The sequence below is a fragment of the Burkholderia sp. 567 genome, assembly GCF_040545115.1.
In the GTDB taxonomy this organism is placed as follows: Bacteria; Pseudomonadota; Gammaproteobacteria; order Burkholderiales; family Burkholderiaceae; genus Burkholderia; species Burkholderia ambifaria.
Genome location: NZ_JBEPLG010000010.1, coordinates 260,413 through 280,859 on the forward strand (window position 1 = coordinate 260,413; position 20,447 = coordinate 280,859).

Below are 20,447 nucleotides of genomic sequence, written 5' to 3' on the forward strand. Positions count from 1 at the left end.
GCCTGGTATCGGCTCGGTGTCGGCCGTTCGGACGATGCCGTTAGACGGAGTCGTCAGTAAGGTTTTAGGTGTGGTTGGCTGCGCGGCGCGCGCAGCTGTTGTATGCTTGGCCCGCCGGTTTTCCGGGGCATTCCCGGCCGGCAATCAGTGCGTCTTCAGGGCGGGGCGAAATTCCCCACCGGCGGTAGGCTGGCGAAAGCCGGCGAGCCCGCGAGCGCCCGCGCAACCGCGCGGGGTCAGCAGATCTGGTCGAATGCCAGAGCCGACGGTCATAGTCCGGATGAGAGAAGATGTGCAGATAGTCATGTCCGTCAGGGCTGCTTTGCCGTGCGTGCGAAGCGGGTTGTCGTTCTGTCTGTTTGCAATGCCCTGAAACGTTTTTCGCCCAAATCGAAATTGCGAGGAGCGTTTCACATGTCCTTCCTGTCCGTTTCGTCGGCACCCGCCGACGCCTTTGCCGATCTCCCGTTGCTCGATTCCGAACCGGTGCCGCCGCGCATCGCCGCCGCGCTCGACGCGTTGCGCGCGGGCCGCGCGGTCGTGTTGCAGGACGATCACGACCGGGAAAACGAGGCCGACCTGATCGTCGCCGCCGAGCGCATCACGCCCGAGACGATGGCGCTCCTGATCCGCGAGTGCAGCGGCATCGTGTGCCTGTGCCTGACCGACGACAAGGTCCGCGCGCTCGAGCTGCCGCCGATGGTGCAGACCAACGAGAGCCGCAACGGCACCGCGTTCACCGTATCGATCGAGGCACGCGAAGGCGTGCATACCGGCGTGTCCGCGGCCGACCGCGTGACGACGATTCGCGCGGCGATCGCCGACGACGCGAAGCCGTACGACATCGTGCGCCCCGGCCACGTGTTTCCGTTGCGTGCGCAACCGGGCGGCGTGCTGGCGCGCCGCGGTCACACCGAAGGGACGGTCGACCTGTCGATCCTGGCGGGTTTGAAGCCGGCCGGCGTGCTGTGCGAGCTGATGAATCCGGACGGCACGATGACGCGCGGCGACGACGTCGAGCGTTTCGCGCAGCAGCACGGGCTGCCGATGCTGACGATCGCGGAGCTGGTGGAATTCCGCGAGGCGCTGGCGGCCGTGCGCGAGCGCTGCTGCGAACCGGCCTGACAGCCGGCGTAGTGGGCGGGCCGATGCGCGCGCGGTACGGCGTGCGCATCGAGCCGCACGCCGCTTCTGTCGCTGCGGCGCGGCCGCTCGTCAGGACTGCACGTCGCCGAATTCGCCGCGCAGGCCGGCCGCGACGAGCGCCGGCAGTTCATCCATCCTGCGCATGATCCGCGTGATGCCCATCGCGCGCAGCGCGTCCGCGTAGTTGTCGGGGATGTGGCTCGCGCCGACGAACGCGATCGTCTTCATGCCCGCCGCACGCGCGGCGTTCAGGCCCGACACGCTGTCCTCGACGACGATGCAGCGCGCCGGCGCGACGCCGAGCGTGTTCGCCGCATGCAGGTACACGTCGGGGTACGGCTTCGGCCGCGCGACCTGCTCGGAGCTGAACACGCGATCGCCGAAGATTTCGGTGAGCGACGCGCGCTTCAGCGAGCTGCGCACGCGCACGAGCCGGCTGTTCGATACCACCGCGGCCGGCAGGCTGACCTTCAGCAACGCATCGCGCACGCCGGTGATCGGCGCGAGCGATTGCGCGAGACCGGTCTCGATGTTGCGCTCGATGGTTTCGATGAAGCCGTCCGGCATCCGTATTCCGAAATGCGCTTCGAGCCCCGCGAGAAAGCGCGACGTCTGCTGGCCGAACGCGGACTTCGCGGCGTCTTCGAAATCGAGGTGGGGGAAGGTGGCGGACAGCGTTTCGAACAGCACGCGGTCGGCAATGACTTCGCTGTCGACGAGCACGCCGTCGCAGTCGCAGATAAGGTGATCGAGCATGGTGGTGAAAAGGCGGGTGTCGGCGACGCCGATCATGCCGCCATGATACGTGCTTTCGCGGCCGTGCCGCGCACCGTTCGGCGAGCTGCTTGCGCGGCCGGATCGATCCGGCGTACCGGACGCGGCACGGTATCGCCGCACCGCGCCGCCGTGCACGTCACACCTCGATCACGCGCCCCGTCTGCCACGACGTCATCGCGGCCTCCGCCAGCTCGAGCGCGGCGAGCCCGTCGTCGATCGTCGTCCTGACCGGCGTGCCGTCGCGCAGCGCATCGACGAAGTGCGCGATCTCGGCCGCGTAGGCGTGCCGGTAGCGCTCAAGGAAAAACGGCTCCGGCACGTCGGTGGCGATGCCGTTCGCCGACCACGCGGTCACTTCGGTCGGCCGCACGTTGCCGGCCTGCAGCATGCCTTTGCTGCCGAGCAGCTCGAAGCGCTGGTCGTAGCCGTACGCCGCGCGGCGCGACGTATTGATCTGGCACAGCAGGCCGCGCCGCGTGCGGATCGTCACGGCGGTCGAATCGAGGTCGCCGGCGTCGCGCACGGCCGGATCGGTCAGGCAGCTGCCGGTCGCATGCAGCGTCTGCGCTTCGTCGCCGAGGATCCAGCGGAACACGTCGAAGTCGTGGATCAGCATGTCCTTGAAGATGCCGCCCGAGCTGCGGATGTAGTCGACGGGCGGCGCGCCGGGGTCGCGGCTCGTGACGACCAGCATTTCCGGCGCGCCGATGTCGCCGCGCTCGACGCGCGCCTTCAGCGCGGCGAAGGTCGGGTCGAAGCGGCGCTGGAAGCCGATCATGCAGGGGACGCCGCGGCGGCGCACGACCTCCGCGCATTCGCGCGAGCGTGCGACGCTCAGGTCGACCGGCTTCTCGCAGAACACGGCCTTGCCCGCGTTCGCCGCCGCGACGATCAGGTCTGCGTGCGTATCGGTGCTCGATGCGATCACGACGGCCTGTACGGACGTGTCGCCGAGCGCGCGTTCGATGTCGGCGACCTGCGCGCCGTGCGCATGCGCGAGCGCGTCGGCCGACGGCGCATGCCGATCGACCACGTACTTGAGTTTCGCGCCCGGGTGGCGCGCCAGATTCGCCGCGTGGATCTTCCCGATTCTTCCCGCACCGAACAAAGCGAATTCGATCATGCCGTTCTCCTGTTGACTCCGTTGAGTTCCGACAGCGCGCGGCGTCGGAACGAATGGTTGATGCCGATGTTCACGCCGGTCTGCGTATGGCCCCGCAGCGGATTCGCGAGGTTGTCGTTGTCCGTACCGGGGTTGTTGTTCGCGGCCGAGAAATTCGGGCCGCTCGCGTTGCGCACGTGCGCTTCGACAGGCTGTATGCGCCGCCGAGCGCGAACATCGGCGCGTGGCCGCACGGATCGTGCGTCGCCGCGACGCTCAGCGAGCCGCGAGCTCGCCGCGGAGGTAATCGATGCTGGCGCGCAGCCGCTGTTCGATGTCATCCGCTTCGGCGATCTCGTTCGCGAACGGCTCGAACGAGAACGCGCCGCGATAGCCGCGTGCGAGCAGTTCGCGCAGCTGTCGGACGTTGCCGAGCCGGTCGGCCATGCCGACCAGCACGCGATGGCCGTCGCGCATCCGGTCGATCGGCAGGTTGCTTTCCTCGACACCCGAGATGTGCACGAGGCCCGTCAGGTTCGGGAAGAAGATGTCCTCGCCCGACAGGTGATGGTGGAACGTGTCGTGCACGAGCCGGAATACCTGTTCGCCGGCCGCGGCGTAGATGCCCTTCACCGCGTCCGACTTGCGGCGCAGCGCGCATTCCTCGAAGCCGAGCGGCTCGATGAAGCCGAGGAGGCCGCGCGCAGCGAGGATCGGCTTGAGCGCGTTCAACGCCTTCACGAGATCTGCGTGGCGCGCGTCGGCGTTGCGCGTGTCGGCGCGGCTGTTGGTCGGGCACAGCACCAGTGCGCGCGCGCCGCATTGCGCGGCGTAGTCGGCGAGCACGGTCGCTTCGTCCGCGCGTTCGGCATTCCATTGCTCGAAGCGCTGCAGCGCGTTGATCGTCAGGATCGTCACGCCGCCGGCCTCGGCCGTCGCGCGCACGGCCGAGGCCGGCGTGCCGTCGGTGATCTCGATGCCGTCGACATCGTTGCGGATCTCGATCGAGTCGACGCCGAGCCGCCGGCACAGTGCGACATAGCGGTCGAGCGGCAGGCGCGGCGCGCTCATCCGGTTCAGCGAAAAATGGAATGCTGGTTGCGTCATCGTTCGGTCCTCAGGTCTCGGGTGGGGCGGGCGAATCAGGTGAAGCCGTGCGCGCAGCCGCCGGCCGGTTTTTCCGCCGGCTGCGCGGCAAGCGCGTGCCACGTGTCGCGCAGCCACTGCGCGCAAGCGACGTTGTTGTCGAAGATCGAATAGCGGGCGCCGCCGCCATAGTCCGGAAACGGGATGAACTCGCAGCTGATCTGCTCGAGCAACGTCGGCCGCGCATGGACCTGCCACTGCAGCAGGTGCCGCAGCGCCGTCTTCCACGTGTCGAGCGGCGCCGGATGCCAATCGTCGTGATAGGCGCATGGCGCCGGTTCGACGAACGGGTACTGGATTCCGCGGCCGGGCCGGCCGTCCGCGCGGCGCATCCAGCGGTTCTCCGGATTGTTCGGGATCACGCTGCGCGCATGCGCGTGCCGGACCCAGCCGCGTGCGATCCAGTCGGCGTAGACGGCCGACGGCGACGCCGGGTCGAGCAAGTGGCGCGCGCTTCCGGCCGGCTCGTGCAGGCCCGACGCGTCGAGTTCGCCGCGATTGCCGATCTTGAACAGCAGATGCGAATGGTCGAGCGTGATCCTGAACGGCGCGCCGGCCTGCTCGACGCATTGCGCGACCCGCGCGACCCGCCGGAAATCCTCGCTCCACATGTCGACGTGCACTTCGAGGCTCGGCAGGCAGCCGACCGGCTCGCCGCGTTCGTACGCGCGCAGGTAGAAGGCGGCGACTTCGCGGTCCGACAACGGATGACCGTCCGCGTGGTGCGCGTACAGCTGGCAGTTGAGCACCGTGCTGCCGAACCGCGCGCCGGCGTCGATGATCTCGTCGACGTGCGCTTCGTCGCGGCCGGCGCACCAGATGCCGCCGATCACGCGAATCGGCAGCGCATGCCGGTCGACCAGCGCGAAGTACGGCGCGAGATCCTCGCCGCGCACCGGGTTCTTTTCGACATAGTCGAACACGCCGGCGCCGGCGATCATCCGGAACCGCTCGGCGGGCGTGGGCAGCGGCAGGCCGTCGTGTTCGAGCACGCCGTCGAGGTTTACGCCGATGAGGATCGCTTCAGCCATCGTCTCCTGTCCGTCCTGGTCCCTGGATGGCTGCCCAATGTACGGACATGCCGCGCGCGCCGCATGACAAACGTTGACGAAAACTCGCCCATGCGGCGGTCGATTTTTCGCGCCGCGCCTGCGCGCGACGCGCGACGCGGCGTCAGGTCTGCAGATACGCGCTGGTGCGCACGTTGGCCGAGCAGAACACGCGGAATTCGACCGGGTCGCCCGGCGGCGGCTGGTCGACGATGCCGCACGCATGCAGCACATGCTGCAGCGCGGAGATCGCCTGGCCGTCCGGATCCTGGTCGATCGCGATGTCCATCGAGCCGGCCTCGATGTAGGTGCGGTGCAGATCGATCATCTCGTGCCCGACCCAGACGACGCGTCCGGCCGCGCCCGCCTTGCGCAGCGCCGCCTCGATGCCGGCCGAGCCGGCGCCGCTGTTGTAGATCCCGACGATATCGTCGTACGTGTGCAGCGCGTTCGTGACCGCGCGGTAGCAGCGGTCGTCCTGATCGAGCGTTTCGACCGGCGCATCGTCGCAGGCGAGGGCGGCGAACGCCTCCTTCAGCTGGTCGACGCAGCCGGCCATCCGGTCGGCGTGCGCGCGATAGCCCATGCGTCCGCCCAGCAACAGCACGCGGCCGGGGCGCGCCGCGAGGCGGCCGATGTAGTAGCCGGCCGTGCGCCCGGCGCGATAGTTGTCGATGCCCGCGTAGTGCACGCGCGCGCCGCCGCCGATGTCGGTGACCATCGTGACGACGGTTTCGCCGCGCGCGATCGCGCCGGCCAGCGCGTCGCGCACGCGCGGCGTGTCGCGTGCGGTGACGATCAGCGCCGCGCGCCGGTAGGCGGGCCGCTCGATCAGCGCGGCGGCGCGTTCGTCGTCCGCGGCGGGCAGGATGGTCCGGTGCACGACCACGCGCCGGTCGAGCATCTGCAGCGAGCGCTGCAGCGCCTGCTGCAGCCGCCGGAAGAACGGCGCGTCGGTGTCCGGCAGCAGGACGTCGACGTGGAGCAGCCCGTGCCGCGTGTCGGGCAACTGGCGCGGCACGCCGAGCTGGCGCGCGGCCGCCACCACGCGCTCGCGCGCCTGCGCGGACACGCTGCCGCGCTCGTTCAGCACGCGGTCGACGGTGGTCGTGCTGACTCCGGCGAGTGCCGCGATCTCGTCGAAGCGCGCGGTGCGCTTGCGCCAGCGCGGACCGGACGGGTCGGTCATGGTCGTCTCCATGTTGTTCGTCGCCATCGGTGCGTGGCGCTGTCCGGAACGCTAAAGCGATGGCGAAATTTCGTCAACGTTTCGATTGAGCGGGCCAGGGCCGTCGCCTAATTTTGAATGCATGACGAAGCGCTCACCGCGCTTCCCGAGAACGAAAAACCAGGAGACACGCGTGGCCCATACGGACGACCAGGCGCACGAGCGCAGCGCGGCGGCGCGCCGTCAGGAATACCGAATGATCGGCGGCGCCGGCGAGCGCGCGCGGGCGGCGGGGCTCGTCAACGCCGAGTGGTACCGGTGCCCGGTGCCGCGGCCGCTGATGAAGCAGCTGATGCAGCGCGACGACGTGCGCGCGATCCGCGACACGCTGATCTGGTACGCGGCGATCGTCGCGAGCGGCGTGCTCGCGTGGCTCGCATGGCGTGCGCATTCCGCGTGGGCGATTCCCGCGTTCTTCGTGTACGGCACGCTCTACTGCAGCCCGGCCGACTCGCGCTGGCACGAGTGCGGGCACGGCACCGCGTTCCGCACGCGCTGGATGAACGACGTGCTGTACCAGGCCGCGTCGTTCCAGGTGTTCCGCCGCGCGACGGTATGGCGCTGGAGCCACGCGCGCCATCACACCGACACGCTCGTCGTCGGGCGCGATCCGGAGATCGCCGCGCCGAAGCCGACCGACTGGCTCGGGCTCGCGCTGAACGTGATTGCGCTCAAGCATGTGGCGAGCGAGCTGCGCAAGATGGTCGTGCTCGCGTTCGCCGGCCGGCTCGACGACGCGGAGCGCACCTACGTGCCCGAATCGGAGTGGCCGAAGGCCGTGCGCGAAGCGCGGATTCATCTGACCGTTTATGCCGTCGTGATCGCCGCGGCGCTGTACTGGCACACGATCCTGCCGCTGCTCTACATGGGGTTGCCGAGCCTCTACGGCGCGTGGCTGTACCTGTACTTCGGCCTCACGCAGCACGCGGGCATGCCCGAGAACGTGCTCGATCACCGGCGCAACTGCCGGACCGTGATGATGAATCCGGTGTTTCGCTTCCTGTACTGGAACATGAACTACCACGTCGAACACCACATGTTCCCGATGGTGCCGTTCCACGCGCTGCCGAAGCTGCACGACGCCGTGAAGGCCGACATGCCGCCGCCGTACCGCAGCACGCTGGCCGCGTATGCGGAGATCGTGCCGGCGCTCGTCCGGCAGACGCGCGACCCGTCCCATCACGTCGTGCGGCCGGTGCCGGACGCCGCGCGTGCATGACCGGCATCGAAGATTCCAACGAAGGAGACACGCATCATGACGCAATGGATCGACACCGGCGCCCTCGACGATATCGACGACGAGGACGTCGCCCGCTTCGACCACGACGGCCGCACCTACGCGATCTACCGGATCGACGGCAACGTGTATGCGAGCGACGGGCTGTGCACGCACGAGCACGTGCATCTCGCGGACGGGCTGGTGATCGACCACGTGATCGAATGTCCGAAGCACAACGGGCGTTTCGACGTGCGCGACGGCCGCGCGCTGTCGGCGCCGGCCTGCGAAAAACTGCGCACCTACCGCGCGAAGGTCGAGGACGGCCGCATCCTGATCGAGGTGTGACGCGATGACGAACGACCGGGTGATGGCGATCGTCGGCGCGGGACATGCGGGCGGCCGCGCGGCGCAAGTGCTGCGCGAGGGCGGCTGGCGCGGGCGCATCGTGCTGATCGGCGCGGAGGCGCACCTGCCGTACGAGCGGCCGCCGTTGTCGAAGGGGGTGTTGACCGGCGAGCGCAGCGCGGCGCAATGCGGGTTGCGCGATCCGGAGGCGTGGCGCGCGGACGGCATCGATCCGCTCGTCGCGACGGTCGAGCGGATCGATCCGGTTGCGCGCGAAGTACACGTATCGGGCGGCCGCGGCTTCACCTACGACGCGATGCTGCTCGCGACCGGCGGCCGCGCGCGCCGCCTCGCGATTCCGGGTGCGGAACTCGACGGCGTATTCGCATTGCGCACGCTCGACGATGCGGCGGTGCTCGGCGCGCGGCTCGTGCCCGATGCGCGGATCGTGCTGATCGGCGGCGGCTTCATCGGCCTCGAGGTCGCGGCGTCGGCGCGCTCGCGCGGCGCGCGCGTGAGCGTGCTCGATGCGGCGCCGCGTCTGCTCGGGCGCGCGGTGCCGGAGCCGATCGCTGCACGCGTGCACGCGCTGCATGTGCGGCGGGGCGTCTCGATCGGCCTGAACCGCCGACCCGTCGCGATCGAGCGGATGGTGGACGGCGCACTGGCCGTCGTGCTCGACGACGGCGACACGCTGATCGCCGATACGGTAGTTGCCGGCATCGGGATCGAACCGGCCGACGAGCTGGCGCGCGACGCGGGCCTCGTCGTCGAGCGCGGGATCGTCGTGAACGCGCGGCTCGAGACGTCGGCGCGCGGCATCTATGCGGCCGGCGATGTCGCGGTGTTCCCGAGCGCGGCGTCAGGGCGGCTCGTGCGTCAGGAAACCTGGCACGGCGCCGAAACGCAGGCGCGCGTCGCCGCCCGCAACATGCTCGGCGCCGACGAACCGTATCGCGAGGTGCCGTGGTTCTGGTCCGATCAATACGACGCGCAGCTGCAGGTCGCTGGCGAGCCTGCGCTCGGCGAGCGGACGGTCGCGCGCGTGCTCGGCGACGACGCGGAAATCCATTTCCACTTCGATGCGGGCGAGCGGCTCGTCGCGGCGAGCGGCTTCGGCCGTGCGTCGGGATTCGTGAAGGAGATGCGCGTCGCGCGCCTGCTGGTCGAGCGCGGGATCGGCGTGAGCCCGGCCGCGGTCGCGGATGCGGGGGTGAAGCTGAAGTCGCTAGTGCCGGCCGCGGGCGATCGCTAGCGGCGGTGTGAGGTGCCGGCGCAGCGGCGGCCGTGCCAGAAGGGAAGAGGGAGAAGGGAGGAGGGGCGGAGGAACCGCAAGCGCGCGGCAGCCGCTGCCGCGCGCTCGCACTCGAGTGAAGAAACGCGTTCAGGCCATTGCGTGCAGACGCAGATACAGGCCGGCCGCGGCGGCGCCGCCGAGCAGCGGACCGATCACCGGCACCCACGCATAGCGCCAGTCGCTGTCGCGCTTGCCGGGGATCGGCAGCAGCGCATGCATCAGGCGCGGCGACAGGTCGCGCGCCGGGCTCATCGCATAGCCGGTCGGGCCGCCGAGCGAGATGCCGATGCCGAGCACGAGCAAGCCGACGGGCAGCGCGTCGAGCGCGCCGAGGCCGACCTGCGGCGACGCGAGGTACAGCACGCCAAGAATCAGCACGAACGTGCAGATCGCTTCGGTCAGCACGTTGTGCGTGACGCTGCGGATCGCGGGCGCCGTGCAGAACACCGCGAGCTTCAGGTCCGCATCGGCTTCCTTCGCGAAGTGCTGGCGATACGCGAGCCACACGAGTAACGCGCCGGCCATCCCGCCGAGCATCTGCGCAACAATGTAGCCGCCGACCTTCGACCACGCGAACTTGCCCGCGAGCGCGAGGCTGATCGTGACGATCGGGTTCAGGTGCGCGCCGCTGAACGAAGCCGTCACGTAGACGGCGACGAACACCGCCATCGCCCAGCCCATCACGATGACGATCAGATCCGCGCCTTTGCCCTTGGTCTTCGCAAGCAGCACGTTTGCGACCGCGCCGTTGCCGAGCAGCACGAGGATCGCCGTGCCGATGAATTCCGCAATATAAGGTGACATGTTGTCTCTCGTAGATGACGGCGGACTCGCGCGCCGCGCGGTCCGCCGGTGTTGTTGTATTTCGTTTGTATAGGTGTGCTGCGCTTACTGCGTGTCGTCGGCCCATGCCTTGGCGGCGCGCACCGCGCGCTGCCAGCCGGCCATGCGTTGCTCGACCTGCTCCTTCGGCATCGACGGCGCGAAGCGGCGATCGAGCTGCCACTGGCTGCGCACTTCGTCGAGGTTCTTCCAGTAGCCGATCGCGAGGCCGGCGAGGTAGGCCGCACCGAGCGCGGTCGTCTCGGTGATCTGCGGACGCACCGCGTCGACGCCGAGCAGGTCGGCCTGGAACTGCATCAGCAGGTCGTTCGCGCTCGCGCCGCCGTCGACGCGCAGCTCGCCGATGCTGATGCCCGAGTCGGCTTCCATCGCGGCCAGCACGTCGAGCGACTGATACGCGATCGCATCGAGCGCCGCACGCGCGAGATGCGCGGACGTCGTGCCGCGCGTGACGCCGAACACCGAACCGCGCGCCCGCGCGTTCCAGTGCGGCGCGCCGAGGCCGGCGAACGCCGGCACGAGATAGACGCCGTCGGTATGCGGCACGCTCGCGGCGAGCGCTTCGATTTCGGCGGCGGTCTTGATGATGCCGACGCCGTCGCGCAGCCACTGCACGACCGCGCCCGCGATGAAGATGCTGCCTTCGAGCGCGTACTGCACGTCGTCGCCGATCTGCCAGGCAATCGTCGTGACGAGGTTGTTCTTCGACTCGATCGGCTTGTCGCCGGTGTTCATCATCAGGAAGCAGCCGGTGCCGTAGGTGTTCTTCACCATGCCCGACGTCGTGCACATCTGGCCGAACAGCGCCGCGTGCTGGTCGCCGGCGATGCCCGCGAGCGGGATCTTCGACGCGAACACGGTGGTTTTCGTGTGGCCGTAGATTTCCGACGACGCCTTCACGTCCGGCAGCATGCTGCGCGGGATGTCGAGCAGTTCGAGCAGCTCGCTGTCCCACTCGCGCGTGTGGATGTTGAACAGCATCGTGCGCGACGCGTTCGTCACGTCGGTCACGTGCAGCTCGTGCTTCGTGAAGTTCCACACGAGCCAGCTGTCGACGGTGCCGAACGCGAGCTTGCCCTGGCGTGCCTTGTCGCGCGCGCCCGGCACGTTGTCGAGGATCCAGCGGATCTTCGTCGCGGAGAAGTACGAGTCGATCGGCAGGCCGGTCTTCGCGCGCACCTTCGCCTCGAGGCCCTGCTTCTTCAGCGAATCGCAGAAGTCGGCGGTGCGGCGGTCCTGCCAGACGATCGCGTTGTAGACGGGCTGGCCCGTCTCGCGATCCCAGACGATCGTCGTCTCGCGCTGGTTGGTGATGCCGATCGCGGCGATCGACGTGCCGTTCAGGCCGGTGCGCGTGACGGCTTCCGCCGCGACGCCTGCTTGCGTCGACCAGATTTCCTGAGGGTCGTGCTCGACCCAGCCGGGTTGCGGGTAGATCTGTTCGAATTCCTTCTGGGCAATCGATACGATATTGCCCTGGCGATCGAACAGCATTGCGCGGGAACTCGTGGTGCCCTGGTCAAGCGCGAGGATGTACTGGTCCTGCATGTCTCTCATCTCCATCCGTGGATCGGCGTAGTTGTGATGCGCGCCGCATGTCGGGCGGCGCGTCGGTGAATCAACATCGGTAAGACAACTGCAACTGCAAGCGGATCATGCGTGCGGCGCGTGCGCGGCGGCGAACCACGCGTCGACCGCGGCCGTCACCGCGTCGAGCGTGCCCGGCGCGACGTGCAGGCCGAGCTTCGAGCGACGCCACAGCACGTCCTGCGCGCAGGTCGCCCATTCGACGTCGCGCAGGTAGCGCAGTTCGGCGTCGTAGAGGCCCGGCGCGATTTCGGTGCCGAGATCGGCGAGCGCGCGCGCGCCGTCGACCACGCGTTCGGCACGCGTGCCGTACGCACGCGCATAGCGGCGCGCGAGCGCGGCGGGCAGCCACGGATGGCGCTTCGCGAACGCGTCGGCGAACACGTCGAACTTCGCGTTCGCGATGTCGCCGCCCGGCAGCGGCGCGGCGGCGGTCCAGGTCTTCGCATCGCGGCCGAGCGCGCCGCACAGCAGGTCGCCGGCTTCTTCCGCGAGCTTGCGGAAGGTCGTGATCTTGCCGCCGAATACCGACAGCAGCGGCGCGCCGGCGCCGTCGTCCAGCTCGAGGCGATAGTCGCGCGTGACGGCCGATGCGTTCGCGGCGTTCTCGTCCTCGAGCAGCGGGCGCACGCCCGAATAGGTCCAGTGCACGTCGGCCGGCGAGATCTTGCGCTTGAAGTAGCGGTTGATCGAATCGCACAGATACTGCGTCTCGTCGCGATCGATCGCGACCTTCGCGGGATCGTTCGTGTATTCGACGTCGGTCGTGCCGATCAGCGTGAAGTCGTGCTCGTACGGAATCGCGAAGATGATCCGCTTGTCCGGATTCTGGAAGATGTACGCGTGGTCGTGATCGAACAGGCGCCGCGTGATGATGTGGCTGCCCTTCACGAGCCGCACGCTGTGCTGCGCGCCGCGGCCGAGCGCGCCGTGCAGCACGTCGCCGACCCACGGCCCGGCCGCGTTCGCGACCGCGCGCGCACGCACGACGCGAATCGAGCCGCCCGCGTGCTGCAGCCGCGCTTCCCATTCGTCGCCGTGACGCTCCGCCGACACGAGCTTCGTGCGCGTGAGGATCTCGGCGCCGCGCTCCTTCGCATCGAGCGCGTTCAGCACGACGAGGCGCGCATCGTCGACCCAGCCGTCCGAATACACGAAGCCGTGCTTGATCGAGTCGATCAGCGGCGCGCCGGCCGCATGACGGCGCATGTCGATGCCGCGCGAGCCGGGCAGCAGTTCGCGTTTCGCGAGGTGATCGTAGAGGAACAGGCCGATGCGGATCAGCCAGGCCGGCCGCAGGTTCGGCATGTGCGGCATCACGAAGCGCAGCGGCCACATGATGTGCGGCGCCGCGCGCAGCAGCGTCTCGCGCTCCTGCAGCGCTTTGCGGACGAGTCCGAATTCGTTGTATTCGAGGTAGCGCAGGCCGCCGTGAATCAGCTTCGTGCTGCACGACGACGTGTGCGACGCGAGGTCGTCCTGCTCGCAGAGCAGGACCGACAGGCCGCGGCCGGCCGCATCGCGCGCGATGCCCGCGCCGTTGATGCCGCCGCCGACGACGAGCAGATCGTAGCGATTCGGTTGGGTCACCTGCTGTCCTTATCGTCTGATGGAAATGGGCGAACATGAAATGTTCGAATTCGAAATTTAACGAACGAAATCGAAAAAGTAAAGTTCGAAAAAGCGGGGCCAGTAGCGCGCGCGGCGATCCCGGACGATACTGGCGGCATCGACCGTTTCGCGAGGTGAATCATGCGTATTGGGATGTGGGCCGGCGTTTGCGCCGTCGTTCTGGCAGGGTGCGCTTCGGGCACGCCGCCGCTTGCCGGCAACTGGCGTGCGCCGTCATTCGTCGACCTGCAGACGTCGTGCGGCGGCACCGCGCACGATTGGGGCGCGGACGCGCAGCCGGTCTACTCGACGCTGTACGACGCGTACGTGGCGAAACGGTATCGCGGGCTCACGCAAGCGAACTATTGCGCGTTCGTAAACGAACTTTCGACCCGCTATGCGGCACCGGATGCGGCGGGGCGCGCCGGATGGGTCGCGTATTTCAACGGCGCACGTGCGCAGGCCGTCAGCTGGCGGGCCGCGGTCGATCCGACGCTGCGCGGCGGCTGACGCGGGGAAGCTGACAGAGGCGGGAAAGGCGGAAAAGCGGCGCGGCCGGGAAAATCCGGCCGCGCGCGCTCAGGTCAGGAGCAGCGGTAGTTCAGGAATATCGGTATTTGATGGATCGCAACGCGGCGTCGCCGGTCTCGGTCACGCAGTATTTGCGTCCCGAGCCGAGCCCTTCCAGGCGGACGAGCTGCTGTTCGAGCAGTGCGTCGATTTCGTCCCGATCCATGTTGGTTTGATCGGGAGCGTCCTTCACAAGCAATAGCGTGGCGAATTCATGCGGACTCAGCATCGTTCTCTCCATGGCGACCAGTATGCCCGCGCGGCCGGCGCGAACGCCGCAGCGCGATACCCCACACGGGGGTATGGCTTGGGGGGAAAGCTGTATTGGCCGGCCTGGGAGTTCGCACACGCCTTGGCACGGGCGGATCGGGCGAACGGGCCGGGGAACTGGAGTCTAGTCGAGCGCGCGAGCAACGACAAATCGTGCCCCGTTAATTTTCCGTTTGACAGGCACGCGGGGCGCTAGCGGTTCGGTTGGTGCGCCAACTTCTTGATTTCACTTGAAGTTTCGGGTGCGGTGCAGCATCGCAAGTGTTATTCAGCGACGTACACTTCGGTGCCTGCGGCGGCCACCGCGTCGGCCATCTCCGGCGGCAGCGGCTTGTCGGTGAAGAGCGCATGAACCTGGCTCAGATGCCCCTGACGCACGAGCGCCGGGCGGCCGACCTTCGAGTGGTCGGCAACGAGGTAGACCGTGCGCGCATGCTGCATGATCGCCTCGGCCACGCGCACCTCGCGCGTGTCGAAGTCGCGCAGCGTGCCGTCGGCCTCGATCGCCGACGTGCCGATGATCGCGTAGTCGACCTTGAACTGGCGGATGAAGTCGATCGCGAGTTCGCCGACGATCCCCTTGTCCCACGGCCGCACGATGCCGCCCGTGATCAGCACCTCGCAGTCGGGATAGCCGCTCATCATCGACGCGACGTTCAGGTTATTCGTGATCACGTGCAGCCCGTGATGGCGGTTCAGCGCGCGCGCGACTTCCTCGGTCGTCGTGCCGAGGTTGATGAACAGCGACGCCTGGTCGGGAATGTGCGACGCCGCCAGCGCCGCGATGCGCCGCTTCTCGTCGTGGAACATCCGCTGGCGCGCGGTGTACGACACGTTCTCCGAGCTGGTCGGCAGGCTCGCGCCGCCGTGGTAGCGGCGCAGCAGGTTCAGGTCCGCGAGCCAGTTGACGTCGCGGCGGATCGTCTGCGGCGTGACCGCGAAGTGCGCGGCGAGATCGTCGACGGTCACGAAGCCGTCGCGCTGCACCCATTCGAGCAATTCCTGCTGGCGCGCGTTGAGGGTGAGGCGGGGATCTCGGGTCATGGCTGGGCGGTCGGATCGTGAGGCGGAGCGCGTATTGTAAGGGGCGGAAAGGGCGTTCGGCCGGCGCACGGCGCGCGGTTGCCCGTCATTCATGCGGAGCGCGCATGGATTCATTTGACAAATGAATTTGCGCGATCGCGCGGATCGCGCTGCAATGGCGGACTGTCCGCGCACGCCGAACTTGCGCGCGGCGCGTTCATTCCGCTTTCGACGAGGTGGCACCGATGACTGACTTCAACTGGCACAACCCGTATCCGACGATCCGCATTCCGGTGTTTGCGCGCAACGTCGTGTCGACGTCGCACCCGCTCGCCGCGCAGGCCGGGCTGCGGATGCTGTGGAAGGGCGGCAATGCCGTCGATGCGGCGCTCGCCGCCGCGGCCGCGATCACGGTGGTCGAGCCCGTGTCGTGCGGGCTCGGCGGCGATGCGTTCGCGCTCGTGTGGGACGGCGGGCGGTTGTCCGGGCTGAATGCGTCGGGTGTCGCGCCGGCCGCGTGGAACCCCGACTACTTCCGCAAGCGCCACGGCGAGGACGCGCACGGCATCGCGAACAAGCCGACGCGCGGCTGGGACACCGTGACGGTGCCGGGCGTGATCGCGGGCTGGGAAGCGCTGCATGCGAAGTTCGGTTCGCTGCCGTTCGCGGACCTGCTCGAGCCGGCGATCGAGCTCGCCGAGCGCGGCTATTCGGTGTCGCCGATCGTCGCGCACAAGTGGGCGGCCGCGGTGCCCGAGCTGCAGGGGCTGCCGGGCTTCGCCGATACCTTCATGCCGCGCGGGCGCGCGCCGCTCGTCGGCGAACGCATGTGCCTGCCGGGCCACGCGCGCACGCTGCGCACGCTCGCGAAGGACGGCCCGCGCGCGTTTTACGAGGGCGCGCTCGCCGCGCAGCTCGCGGCGTTCGCGCGCGAAGGCGGCGGCGCGTTGACCGAAGCCGATCTGCACGGCTACCGCCCGGAATGGGTCGAGCCGATCGGCAAGCGCTTCGGCCGTCACACGATCCACGAGATCCCGCCAAACGGGCAGGGCATCGCCGCGCTGATCGCGCTCGGGATCGCCGAGCACGCGGGCGTGACCGAATGGCCTGTCGATTCGGTCGACTCGCAGCACCTGCAGATCGAGGCGATGAAGCTCGCGTTCGCGGACGTCTATCGCTACGTCGCCGATCCGCGTGCGATGGAGCTGACGCCCGAACAGATGCTCGACGACGCGTATCTCGCCGAACGCGCGAAGCTGATCGACCGCACGCGCGCGACGCACTTCGCCGCCGGCCGGCCGCATTCGGGCGGCACGATCTATCTGTCGGCGGCGGACGAGCGCGGGATGATGGTGAGCTTCATTCAGTCGAACTACATGGGCTTCGGCTCGGGGCTCGTCGTGCCCGGGACGGGCATTGCGTTGCAGAACCGCGGGCACGGCTTCTCGATGGACCCGGCCTCGCCGAACGTCGTCGCGGGCGGCAAGCGGCCGTTCCACACGATCATCCCGGCGTTCGTCACCGAGGAGATCGACGGCCGCACCGAGGCCGTGATGAGCTTCGGCGTGATGGGCGGCGACATGCAGCCGCAGGGCCATCTGCAGACCATCGTGCGGATGCTCGGCTACGGACAGCAGCCGCAGGCCGCGTGCTGCGCACCGCGCTGGAAGGTCAATCGCGACTTCACGCTCGACGTCGAGGCGACGATGAACCGCGACACGGTCGACGCGCTCGCCGCGCGCGGCCATACGATCAAGTCGGTCGACGATCCTTACATGGATTTCGGCTCCGGGCAGTTCGTGTGGCGCCTCGATCCCGACGATCCCGACCGCGGCTACGTGGCCGCGAGCGACAGCCGTCGCGATGGTCTCGCGGCCGGTTTCTGACGGAACGCTTCCAGATTCCTGCGCGCGACGGGCGGCCGAATGGCCGCCCGTCTTGCCTGATGCCGCGCATGCCACCGAGCGCGCGCAACCGGTTCGAAGAACTCGTCTAACGAACCGCAACACCCGCGGCGGAACTGCGCCCGCCGGGCATGGTCAGTGCTTTGAAGCACGAACATTCAAGTGCGGCTAAGATGCCAGCATGGTTCGGCCGGACCAATCCACTATAAATGCAAGCAACACGTCGCCTGCGGGCGCGCCGGGCCCGTGCCGAGGGCATCGGCCGCGCGGCCGCGCGACGACTGGGAGCGCATCACCATGCCTACTGAAACGACGCATGTCATGCCGTGGCGTATCGAGGACATCGACCTGAACCGGATCGATCGTCAGCGCGCCGCCGCAAACGAGGATCTGCTGCTGCTGCTGTGCGCGTCGTCGTTCATCGAAAGCGGCTCGGATCTGTACACGAGCAACCTGAGCGAGTTCTTCAACGACGACCCGGAAGTGTCCGCGTGGCTCAACACGGCGTGGGAGCCCGAGGAACTGCAGCACGGGCGCGCGCTGAAGGCGTACATCGCGCACGTGTGGCCCGAGTTCGACTGGGACACCGCGTTCGCGAATTTCTTCGCAGAGTATTCGAAGACCTGCTCGGTCGACGCGTTCGAGAAGACCCGCGCGCTCGAGATGGTCGCCCGCTGTGTGGTCGAGACGGGCACGGCCACGCTTTATCGCGCGATCAACGAATGCTCGGACGAGCCGGTGCTGAAGGAAATCACCGACAACATCCGCACCGACGAAGTGCGTCACTACAAGCACTTCTTCAAGTTCTTCAAGAAGTACAACAAGCTCGAAGGCAACGGCCGGCTCGCGGTGCTCGGCGCGTTGATGCGCCGCGTGATGGAAATCAAGAACGAGGATTCGGAGATCGCGCTGCGCCACGTGTTCGCGATCCGCTATCCGGATCGCGTCGGCGACAGCCAGTACAACCGCGAGCGCGTCGCCCGCATCAGCTCGCTCGTGCGGCGCAACCTGTCGGCCGACATGTGCGTGAAGATGCTGCTCAAGCCGCTCGACCTGCCCGCGAAGATCCAGCCGGGCGTCCACTATCCGCTGACGAAGATCACGCGGCACGTGTTCATGCGCTGATCGTCACCGCGCGGCCCAGCGCGTATGCTGCGGCATCGTCGTCTGCTTTTCACCGGGGCCGCCATCATGACCGATTCCCATCGCCACGCGCTCGAACAATGGACGTTCGACGCGTGGCCGCCGGCCGTCGTCGCGCTGTTCGACGGCACCGCGCTCGAGCGCCATGCCGACGTCGCCGCGTCGCTGATCGTCGCGACCGACGACGGCCAGCTGCGCACGACGCTGCTCAGTGTCGGCGAGATCCATGCGCGCGACGCGCATACGCTGTTGCTCGCGCTATGGCCGCAATCGCGCGCGGCGCGTGCGATCGCGCAGCGGCGCGCGGCCGCGCTGACGCTCGTCGCGGACGGCGCATTCTTTCAGGCACAACTGAGGATCGAGCCGCTCGAAGGAGACTTCGGCGGACTGGCCGGCTTCGCTGCGACGATCGCGCACGGCGATGCGCAGCGGGTCGGCTATGCGCGTCTCGCGACGGGTGTCACGTTTGCGCTGGAAGGAGAGGTGCGCGCCGAGGTGCTCGCGCGCTGGCAAAGCCAGGTCGAGCACCTGCGGCGCGCGGCCGCGCGGCTTCAGTGACCGCGCTGGCCGCTGCGCGACGAACGGTTGCGGTTCGGGTGCGCGGCGTTGCCGCTCGCGGGGCGTGCGGCGTTGCCGCCGGACGGACGGCCGCCGCCGGCATTGCCGCCCGCGCCGCCGGCCGTGCGCGGCTTGGCTGCCTTCGCGGCCTTCGGCTGTGCACTGCCTTCGCGCTTCGCGGCCGGCTGGCCTGAGCCGCCTGCACGCGGCTGGCGATTGCCACCGCCGCCGCCGGCATTGCCGCCACGCGGCTGCTGCCCGCGGCGCTGCTGGATCGGTTCCGGCTTCGCGCTCGGATCGGGTTCGAAGCCCGCGATCACTTCCTGCGGAATCTCGCGCTTGATCAGCCGCTCGATGTCGCGCAGCAGCTGCTTCTCGTCGACGCACACGAGCGACACGGCTTCACCGGTCGCGCCCGCGCGGCCCGTGCGGCCGATCCGGTGCACGTAGTCTTCCGGCACGTTCGGCAGGTCGAAGTTGACGACGTGCGGCAGCTGGTCGATGTCGATCCCGCGTGCGGCGATGTCGGTGGCGACCAGCACCTGCAGCGTGCTGCTCTTGAACTCCGCGAGCGCGCGCGTGCGGGCCGACTGGCTCTTGTTGCCGTGGATCGCCATCGCGCTGATGCCGTCCTTCGTCAGCTGTTCGGCGAGCCGGTTCGCGCCGTGCTTGGTGCGCGTGAACACGAGCACCTGGAACCAGTTGTGTTCGCGGATCAGGTGCGTGAGCAGCTCGCGCTTGCGATCGCGATCGACCGGGTGAATCTTCTGCGCGACGCTTTCCGCGGTGGTGTTGCGGCGCGCGACTTCGATCAGCGCCGGCGAGTCGAGCAGGCTGTCGGCGAGCGACTTGATCTCGTCGGAGAACGTAGCCGAGAACAGCAGGTTCTGGCGCTGCGGCGGCAGCTTCGCCAGCACGCGCTTGATGTCGTGGATGAAGCCCATGTCGAGCATCCGGTCGGCTTCGTCGAGCACGAGGATGTCGAGATTCGACAGGTCGATCGTCTTCTGCTGCATGTGGTCGAGCAGACGCCCCGGCGTCGCGACGACGATGTCGACGCCGCGCTTGAGCGCGTCGATCTGCGGATTGATGCTGACGCCGCCGAACATCACGGTCGAGCGCAGCTTCACGTACTTGCTGTACGCGCGCACGCTTTCCTCGACCTGGGCGGCGAGTTCGCGCGTCGGCGTGAGGATCAGCGCGCGCACCGCGCGCTTCGCGCCGCGATGCTCGGCGTAGTACGTGTGCAGGCGCTGCAGGATCGGCAGCGTGAAGCCGGCGGTCTTGCCGGTGCCGGTTTGTGCGCCGGCGAGCAGGTCGCCGCCGCCGAGGACGGCGGGGATGGCTTGCTGCTGGATGGGGGTCGGCGACGTGTAGCCGAGCTCATTGACCGCCTTGACCAGCGGTTCGGCCAAGCCGAGAGATTCGAAAGACATAGATACCACTCTTGAGTTTTATGATTTGCGACGCCTCGCGCGGCCTGCGCGGGGAATGGCGTCGCAAAAAGCAAAGGGGCGGGGGGGGGGGGTTGGCCCACCCGCGCGCCCCCCGGTGGGGGGCCGGCGTTTTTAACAACCCGCGGGCAGCAAGGAGGTCACCAGGTGCGGGGGCAGTGGCGAAACGGTGGTT

The 20,447-nt window shown here is 68.4% G+C and carries 20 protein-coding genes and 1 riboswitch; of the genes, 8 read left to right on the plus strand and 12 right to left on the minus strand.

What is annotated here, in order from left to right; all coding sequences use genetic code 11:
- The first annotated feature begins 147 nt into the window (after positions 1-147).
- A riboswitch (FMN riboswitch) is annotated at positions 148-296 on the plus strand.
- Positions 297-414: 118 nt separating this feature from the next.
- Positions 415-1,125, plus strand: a complete 711-nt coding sequence (gene ribB, locus ABIC50_RS27130; protein WP_175669901.1) for a 3,4-dihydroxy-2-butanone-4-phosphate synthase — start codon at positions 415-417, stop codon at positions 1,123-1,125.
- 90 nt (positions 1,126-1,215) lie between these two features.
- Here the strand turns inward: ribB and ABIC50_RS27135 are convergent, their stop codons facing one another.
- The 6 genes from ABIC50_RS27135 to ABIC50_RS27160 all read right to left on the minus strand — a co-directional run bounded on the left by ABIC50_RS27135 (position 1,216) and on the right by ABIC50_RS27160 (position 6,409).
- Positions 1,216-1,902, minus strand: a complete 687-nt coding sequence (locus tag ABIC50_RS27135; RefSeq protein ID WP_041491396.1) for an HAD family hydrolase — start codon at positions 1,900-1,902, stop codon at positions 1,216-1,218.
- A 157-nt stretch (positions 1,903-2,059) separates the two neighbouring features.
- Positions 2,060-3,046: an inositol 2-dehydrogenase gene (gene iolG, locus ABIC50_RS27140; RefSeq protein WP_354168033.1), complete on the minus strand. Its 987-nt coding sequence runs from the start codon at positions 3,044-3,046 to the stop codon at positions 2,060-2,062.
- Positions 3,043-3,222: a hypothetical protein gene (locus ABIC50_RS27145; protein ID WP_354168035.1), complete on the minus strand. Its 180-nt coding sequence runs from the start codon at positions 3,220-3,222 to the stop codon at positions 3,043-3,045. Before ABIC50_RS27145 ends, iolG begins: the two co-directional genes overlap by 4 nt.
- 79 nt (positions 3,223-3,301) lie before the next feature.
- Complete coding sequence (locus tag ABIC50_RS27150; RefSeq protein WP_354168036.1) at positions 3,302-4,132, minus strand: TIM barrel protein; 831 nt, start codon at positions 4,130-4,132, stop codon at positions 3,302-3,304.
- Positions 4,133-4,167: 35 nt separating this feature from the next.
- Positions 4,168-5,202 carry a xylose isomerase gene (locus tag ABIC50_RS27155; protein ID WP_354168037.1) on the minus strand — a complete coding sequence of 345 codons (1,035 nt, stop codon included), beginning with the start codon at positions 5,200-5,202 and terminating at the stop codon, positions 4,168-4,170.
- Between the two features lie 142 nt (positions 5,203-5,344).
- Positions 5,345-6,409, minus strand: a complete 1,065-nt coding sequence (locus ABIC50_RS27160) for a LacI family DNA-binding transcriptional regulator (RefSeq protein WP_175656329.1) — start codon at positions 6,407-6,409, stop codon at positions 5,345-5,347.
- A gap of 172 nt (positions 6,410-6,581) precedes the next feature.
- Between ABIC50_RS27160 and ABIC50_RS27165 the strand changes: the two genes are divergently transcribed.
- From ABIC50_RS27165 to ABIC50_RS27175, 3 genes are read left to right on the plus strand one after another with little or no spacing between them, the layout of a single operon-like run.
- Complete coding sequence (locus tag ABIC50_RS27165; RefSeq protein WP_471686020.1) at positions 6,582-7,667, plus strand: fatty acid desaturase family protein; 1,086 nt, start codon at positions 6,582-6,584, stop codon at positions 7,665-7,667.
- 36 nt (positions 7,668-7,703) lie between these two features.
- The gene (locus tag ABIC50_RS27170; RefSeq protein ID WP_011657860.1) at positions 7,704-8,012 is read left to right on the plus strand and encodes a non-heme iron oxygenase ferredoxin subunit; all 309 of its coding nucleotides are present in this window, start codon (positions 7,704-7,706) and stop codon (positions 8,010-8,012) included.
- A gap of 4 nt (positions 8,013-8,016) precedes the next feature.
- Positions 8,017-9,267, plus strand: a complete 1,251-nt coding sequence (locus ABIC50_RS27175) for an NAD(P)/FAD-dependent oxidoreductase (RefSeq protein ID WP_354168041.1) — start codon at positions 8,017-8,019, stop codon at positions 9,265-9,267.
- A gap of 129 nt (positions 9,268-9,396) precedes the next feature.
- Here the strand turns inward: ABIC50_RS27175 and ABIC50_RS27180 are convergent, their stop codons facing one another.
- The 3 genes from ABIC50_RS27180 to glpD form a co-directional block, all read right to left on the minus strand.
- A complete protein-coding gene (locus tag ABIC50_RS27180) occupies positions 9,397-10,113 on the minus strand; it encodes an MIP/aquaporin family protein (protein WP_006757965.1) in 717 nt (238 codons plus the stop codon).
- A gap of 84 nt (positions 10,114-10,197) precedes the next feature.
- Positions 10,198-11,700, minus strand: a complete 1,503-nt coding sequence (gene glpK / locus ABIC50_RS27185; protein ID WP_011657858.1) for a glycerol kinase GlpK — start codon at positions 11,698-11,700, stop codon at positions 10,198-10,200.
- 105 nt (positions 11,701-11,805) lie between these two features.
- Positions 11,806-13,329, minus strand: a complete 1,524-nt coding sequence (gene glpD / locus ABIC50_RS27190; RefSeq protein ID WP_354168043.1) for a glycerol-3-phosphate dehydrogenase — start codon at positions 13,327-13,329, stop codon at positions 11,806-11,808.
- Between the two features lie 162 nt (positions 13,330-13,491).
- Between glpD and ABIC50_RS27195 the strand changes: the two genes are divergently transcribed.
- Entirely contained in the window at positions 13,492-13,860 is a 369-nt protein-coding gene (locus ABIC50_RS27195; RefSeq protein WP_354168045.1) for a hypothetical protein, read from the plus strand.
- A 91-nt stretch (positions 13,861-13,951) separates the two neighbouring features.
- On the opposite strand, the gene ABIC50_RS27200 is transcribed toward ABIC50_RS27195, so the two are convergent.
- Together ABIC50_RS27200 and ABIC50_RS27205 are read right to left on the minus strand one after the other, a co-directional pair.
- Complete coding sequence (locus ABIC50_RS27200) at positions 13,952-14,149, minus strand: hypothetical protein (protein WP_006751304.1); 198 nt, start codon at positions 14,147-14,149, stop codon at positions 13,952-13,954.
- A 305-nt stretch (positions 14,150-14,454) separates the two neighbouring features.
- The gene (locus ABIC50_RS27205; RefSeq protein WP_012364650.1) at positions 14,455-15,234 is read right to left on the minus strand and encodes a DeoR/GlpR family DNA-binding transcription regulator; all 780 of its coding nucleotides are present in this window, start codon (positions 15,232-15,234) and stop codon (positions 14,455-14,457) included.
- 224 nt (positions 15,235-15,458) lie between these two features.
- On the opposite strand from ABIC50_RS27205, the gene ABIC50_RS27210 reads away from it, so the two are divergent.
- The 3 genes from ABIC50_RS27210 (at position 15,459) to ABIC50_RS27220 (ending at position 18,818) form a co-directional block, all read left to right on the plus strand.
- Positions 15,459-17,099: a gamma-glutamyltransferase family protein gene (locus tag ABIC50_RS27210; RefSeq protein WP_354168047.1), complete on the plus strand. Its 1,641-nt coding sequence runs from the start codon at positions 15,459-15,461 to the stop codon at positions 17,097-17,099.
- A gap of 315 nt (positions 17,100-17,414) precedes the next feature.
- Positions 17,415-18,242, plus strand: a complete 828-nt coding sequence (locus ABIC50_RS27215) for a ferritin-like domain-containing protein (RefSeq protein WP_105785056.1) — start codon at positions 17,415-17,417, stop codon at positions 18,240-18,242.
- A gap of 66 nt (positions 18,243-18,308) precedes the next feature.
- Positions 18,309-18,818 carry a hypothetical protein gene (locus ABIC50_RS27220; protein ID WP_175665402.1) on the plus strand — a complete coding sequence of 170 codons (510 nt, stop codon included), beginning with the start codon at positions 18,309-18,311 and terminating at the stop codon, positions 18,816-18,818.
- On the opposite strand, the gene ABIC50_RS27225 is transcribed toward ABIC50_RS27220, so the two are convergent.
- A complete protein-coding gene (locus ABIC50_RS27225; protein ID WP_354168049.1) occupies positions 18,812-20,254 on the minus strand; it encodes a DEAD/DEAH box helicase in 1,443 nt (480 codons plus the stop codon). The genes ABIC50_RS27220 and ABIC50_RS27225 overlap by 7 nt on opposite strands.
- Between the last annotated feature and the right edge of the window lie 193 nt (positions 20,255-20,447).

What these genes read in the sequence shown, in the direction of transcription:
- ABIC50_RS27210 (WP_354168047.1), top strand. Translation starts at nt 15,459, where the DNA reads ATGACTGACTTCAACTGGCACAACCCGTATCCGACGATCCGCATTCCG.
- iolG (WP_354168033.1), bottom strand. Translation starts at nt 3,046, where the DNA reads ATGATCGAATTCGCTTTGTTCGGTGCGGGAAGAATCGGGAAGATCCAC.
- ABIC50_RS27195 (WP_354168045.1), top strand. Translation starts at nt 13,492, where the DNA reads ATGCGTATTGGGATGTGGGCCGGCGTTTGCGCCGTCGTTCTGGCAGGG.
- ABIC50_RS27200 (WP_006751304.1), bottom strand. Translation starts at nt 14,149, where the DNA reads ATGCTGAGTCCGCATGAATTCGCCACGCTATTGCTTGTGAAGGACGCT.
- ABIC50_RS27220 (WP_175665402.1), top strand. Translation starts at nt 18,309, where the DNA reads ATGACCGATTCCCATCGCCACGCGCTCGAACAATGGACGTTCGACGCG.
- ABIC50_RS27205 (WP_012364650.1), bottom strand. Translation starts at nt 15,234, where the DNA reads ATGACCCGAGATCCCCGCCTCACCCTCAACGCGCGCCAGCAGGAATTG.
- ABIC50_RS27215 (WP_105785056.1), top strand. Translation starts at nt 17,415, where the DNA reads ATGCCTACTGAAACGACGCATGTCATGCCGTGGCGTATCGAGGACATC.
- ribB (WP_175669901.1), top strand. Translation starts at nt 415, where the DNA reads ATGTCCTTCCTGTCCGTTTCGTCGGCACCCGCCGACGCCTTTGCCGAT.
- ABIC50_RS27175 (WP_354168041.1), top strand. Translation starts at nt 8,017, where the DNA reads ATGACGAACGACCGGGTGATGGCGATCGTCGGCGCGGGACATGCGGGC.
- ABIC50_RS27170 (WP_011657860.1), top strand. Translation starts at nt 7,704, where the DNA reads ATGACGCAATGGATCGACACCGGCGCCCTCGACGATATCGACGACGAG.
- ABIC50_RS27180 (WP_006757965.1), bottom strand. Translation starts at nt 10,113, where the DNA reads ATGTCACCTTATATTGCGGAATTCATCGGCACGGCGATCCTCGTGCTG.
- ABIC50_RS27150 (WP_354168036.1), bottom strand. Translation starts at nt 4,132, where the DNA reads ATGACGCAACCAGCATTCCATTTTTCGCTGAACCGGATGAGCGCGCCG.
- ABIC50_RS27135 (WP_041491396.1), bottom strand. Translation starts at nt 1,902, where the DNA reads ATGCTCGATCACCTTATCTGCGACTGCGACGGCGTGCTCGTCGACAGC.
- glpK (WP_011657858.1), bottom strand. Translation starts at nt 11,700, where the DNA reads ATGCAGGACCAGTACATCCTCGCGCTTGACCAGGGCACCACGAGTTCC.
- ABIC50_RS27225 (WP_354168049.1), bottom strand. Translation starts at nt 20,254, where the DNA reads ATGTCTTTCGAATCTCTCGGCTTGGCCGAACCGCTGGTCAAGGCGGTC.
- ABIC50_RS27160 (WP_175656329.1), bottom strand. Translation starts at nt 6,409, where the DNA reads ATGACCGACCCGTCCGGTCCGCGCTGGCGCAAGCGCACCGCGCGCTTC.
- ABIC50_RS27155 (WP_354168037.1), bottom strand. Translation starts at nt 5,202, where the DNA reads ATGGCTGAAGCGATCCTCATCGGCGTAAACCTCGACGGCGTGCTCGAA.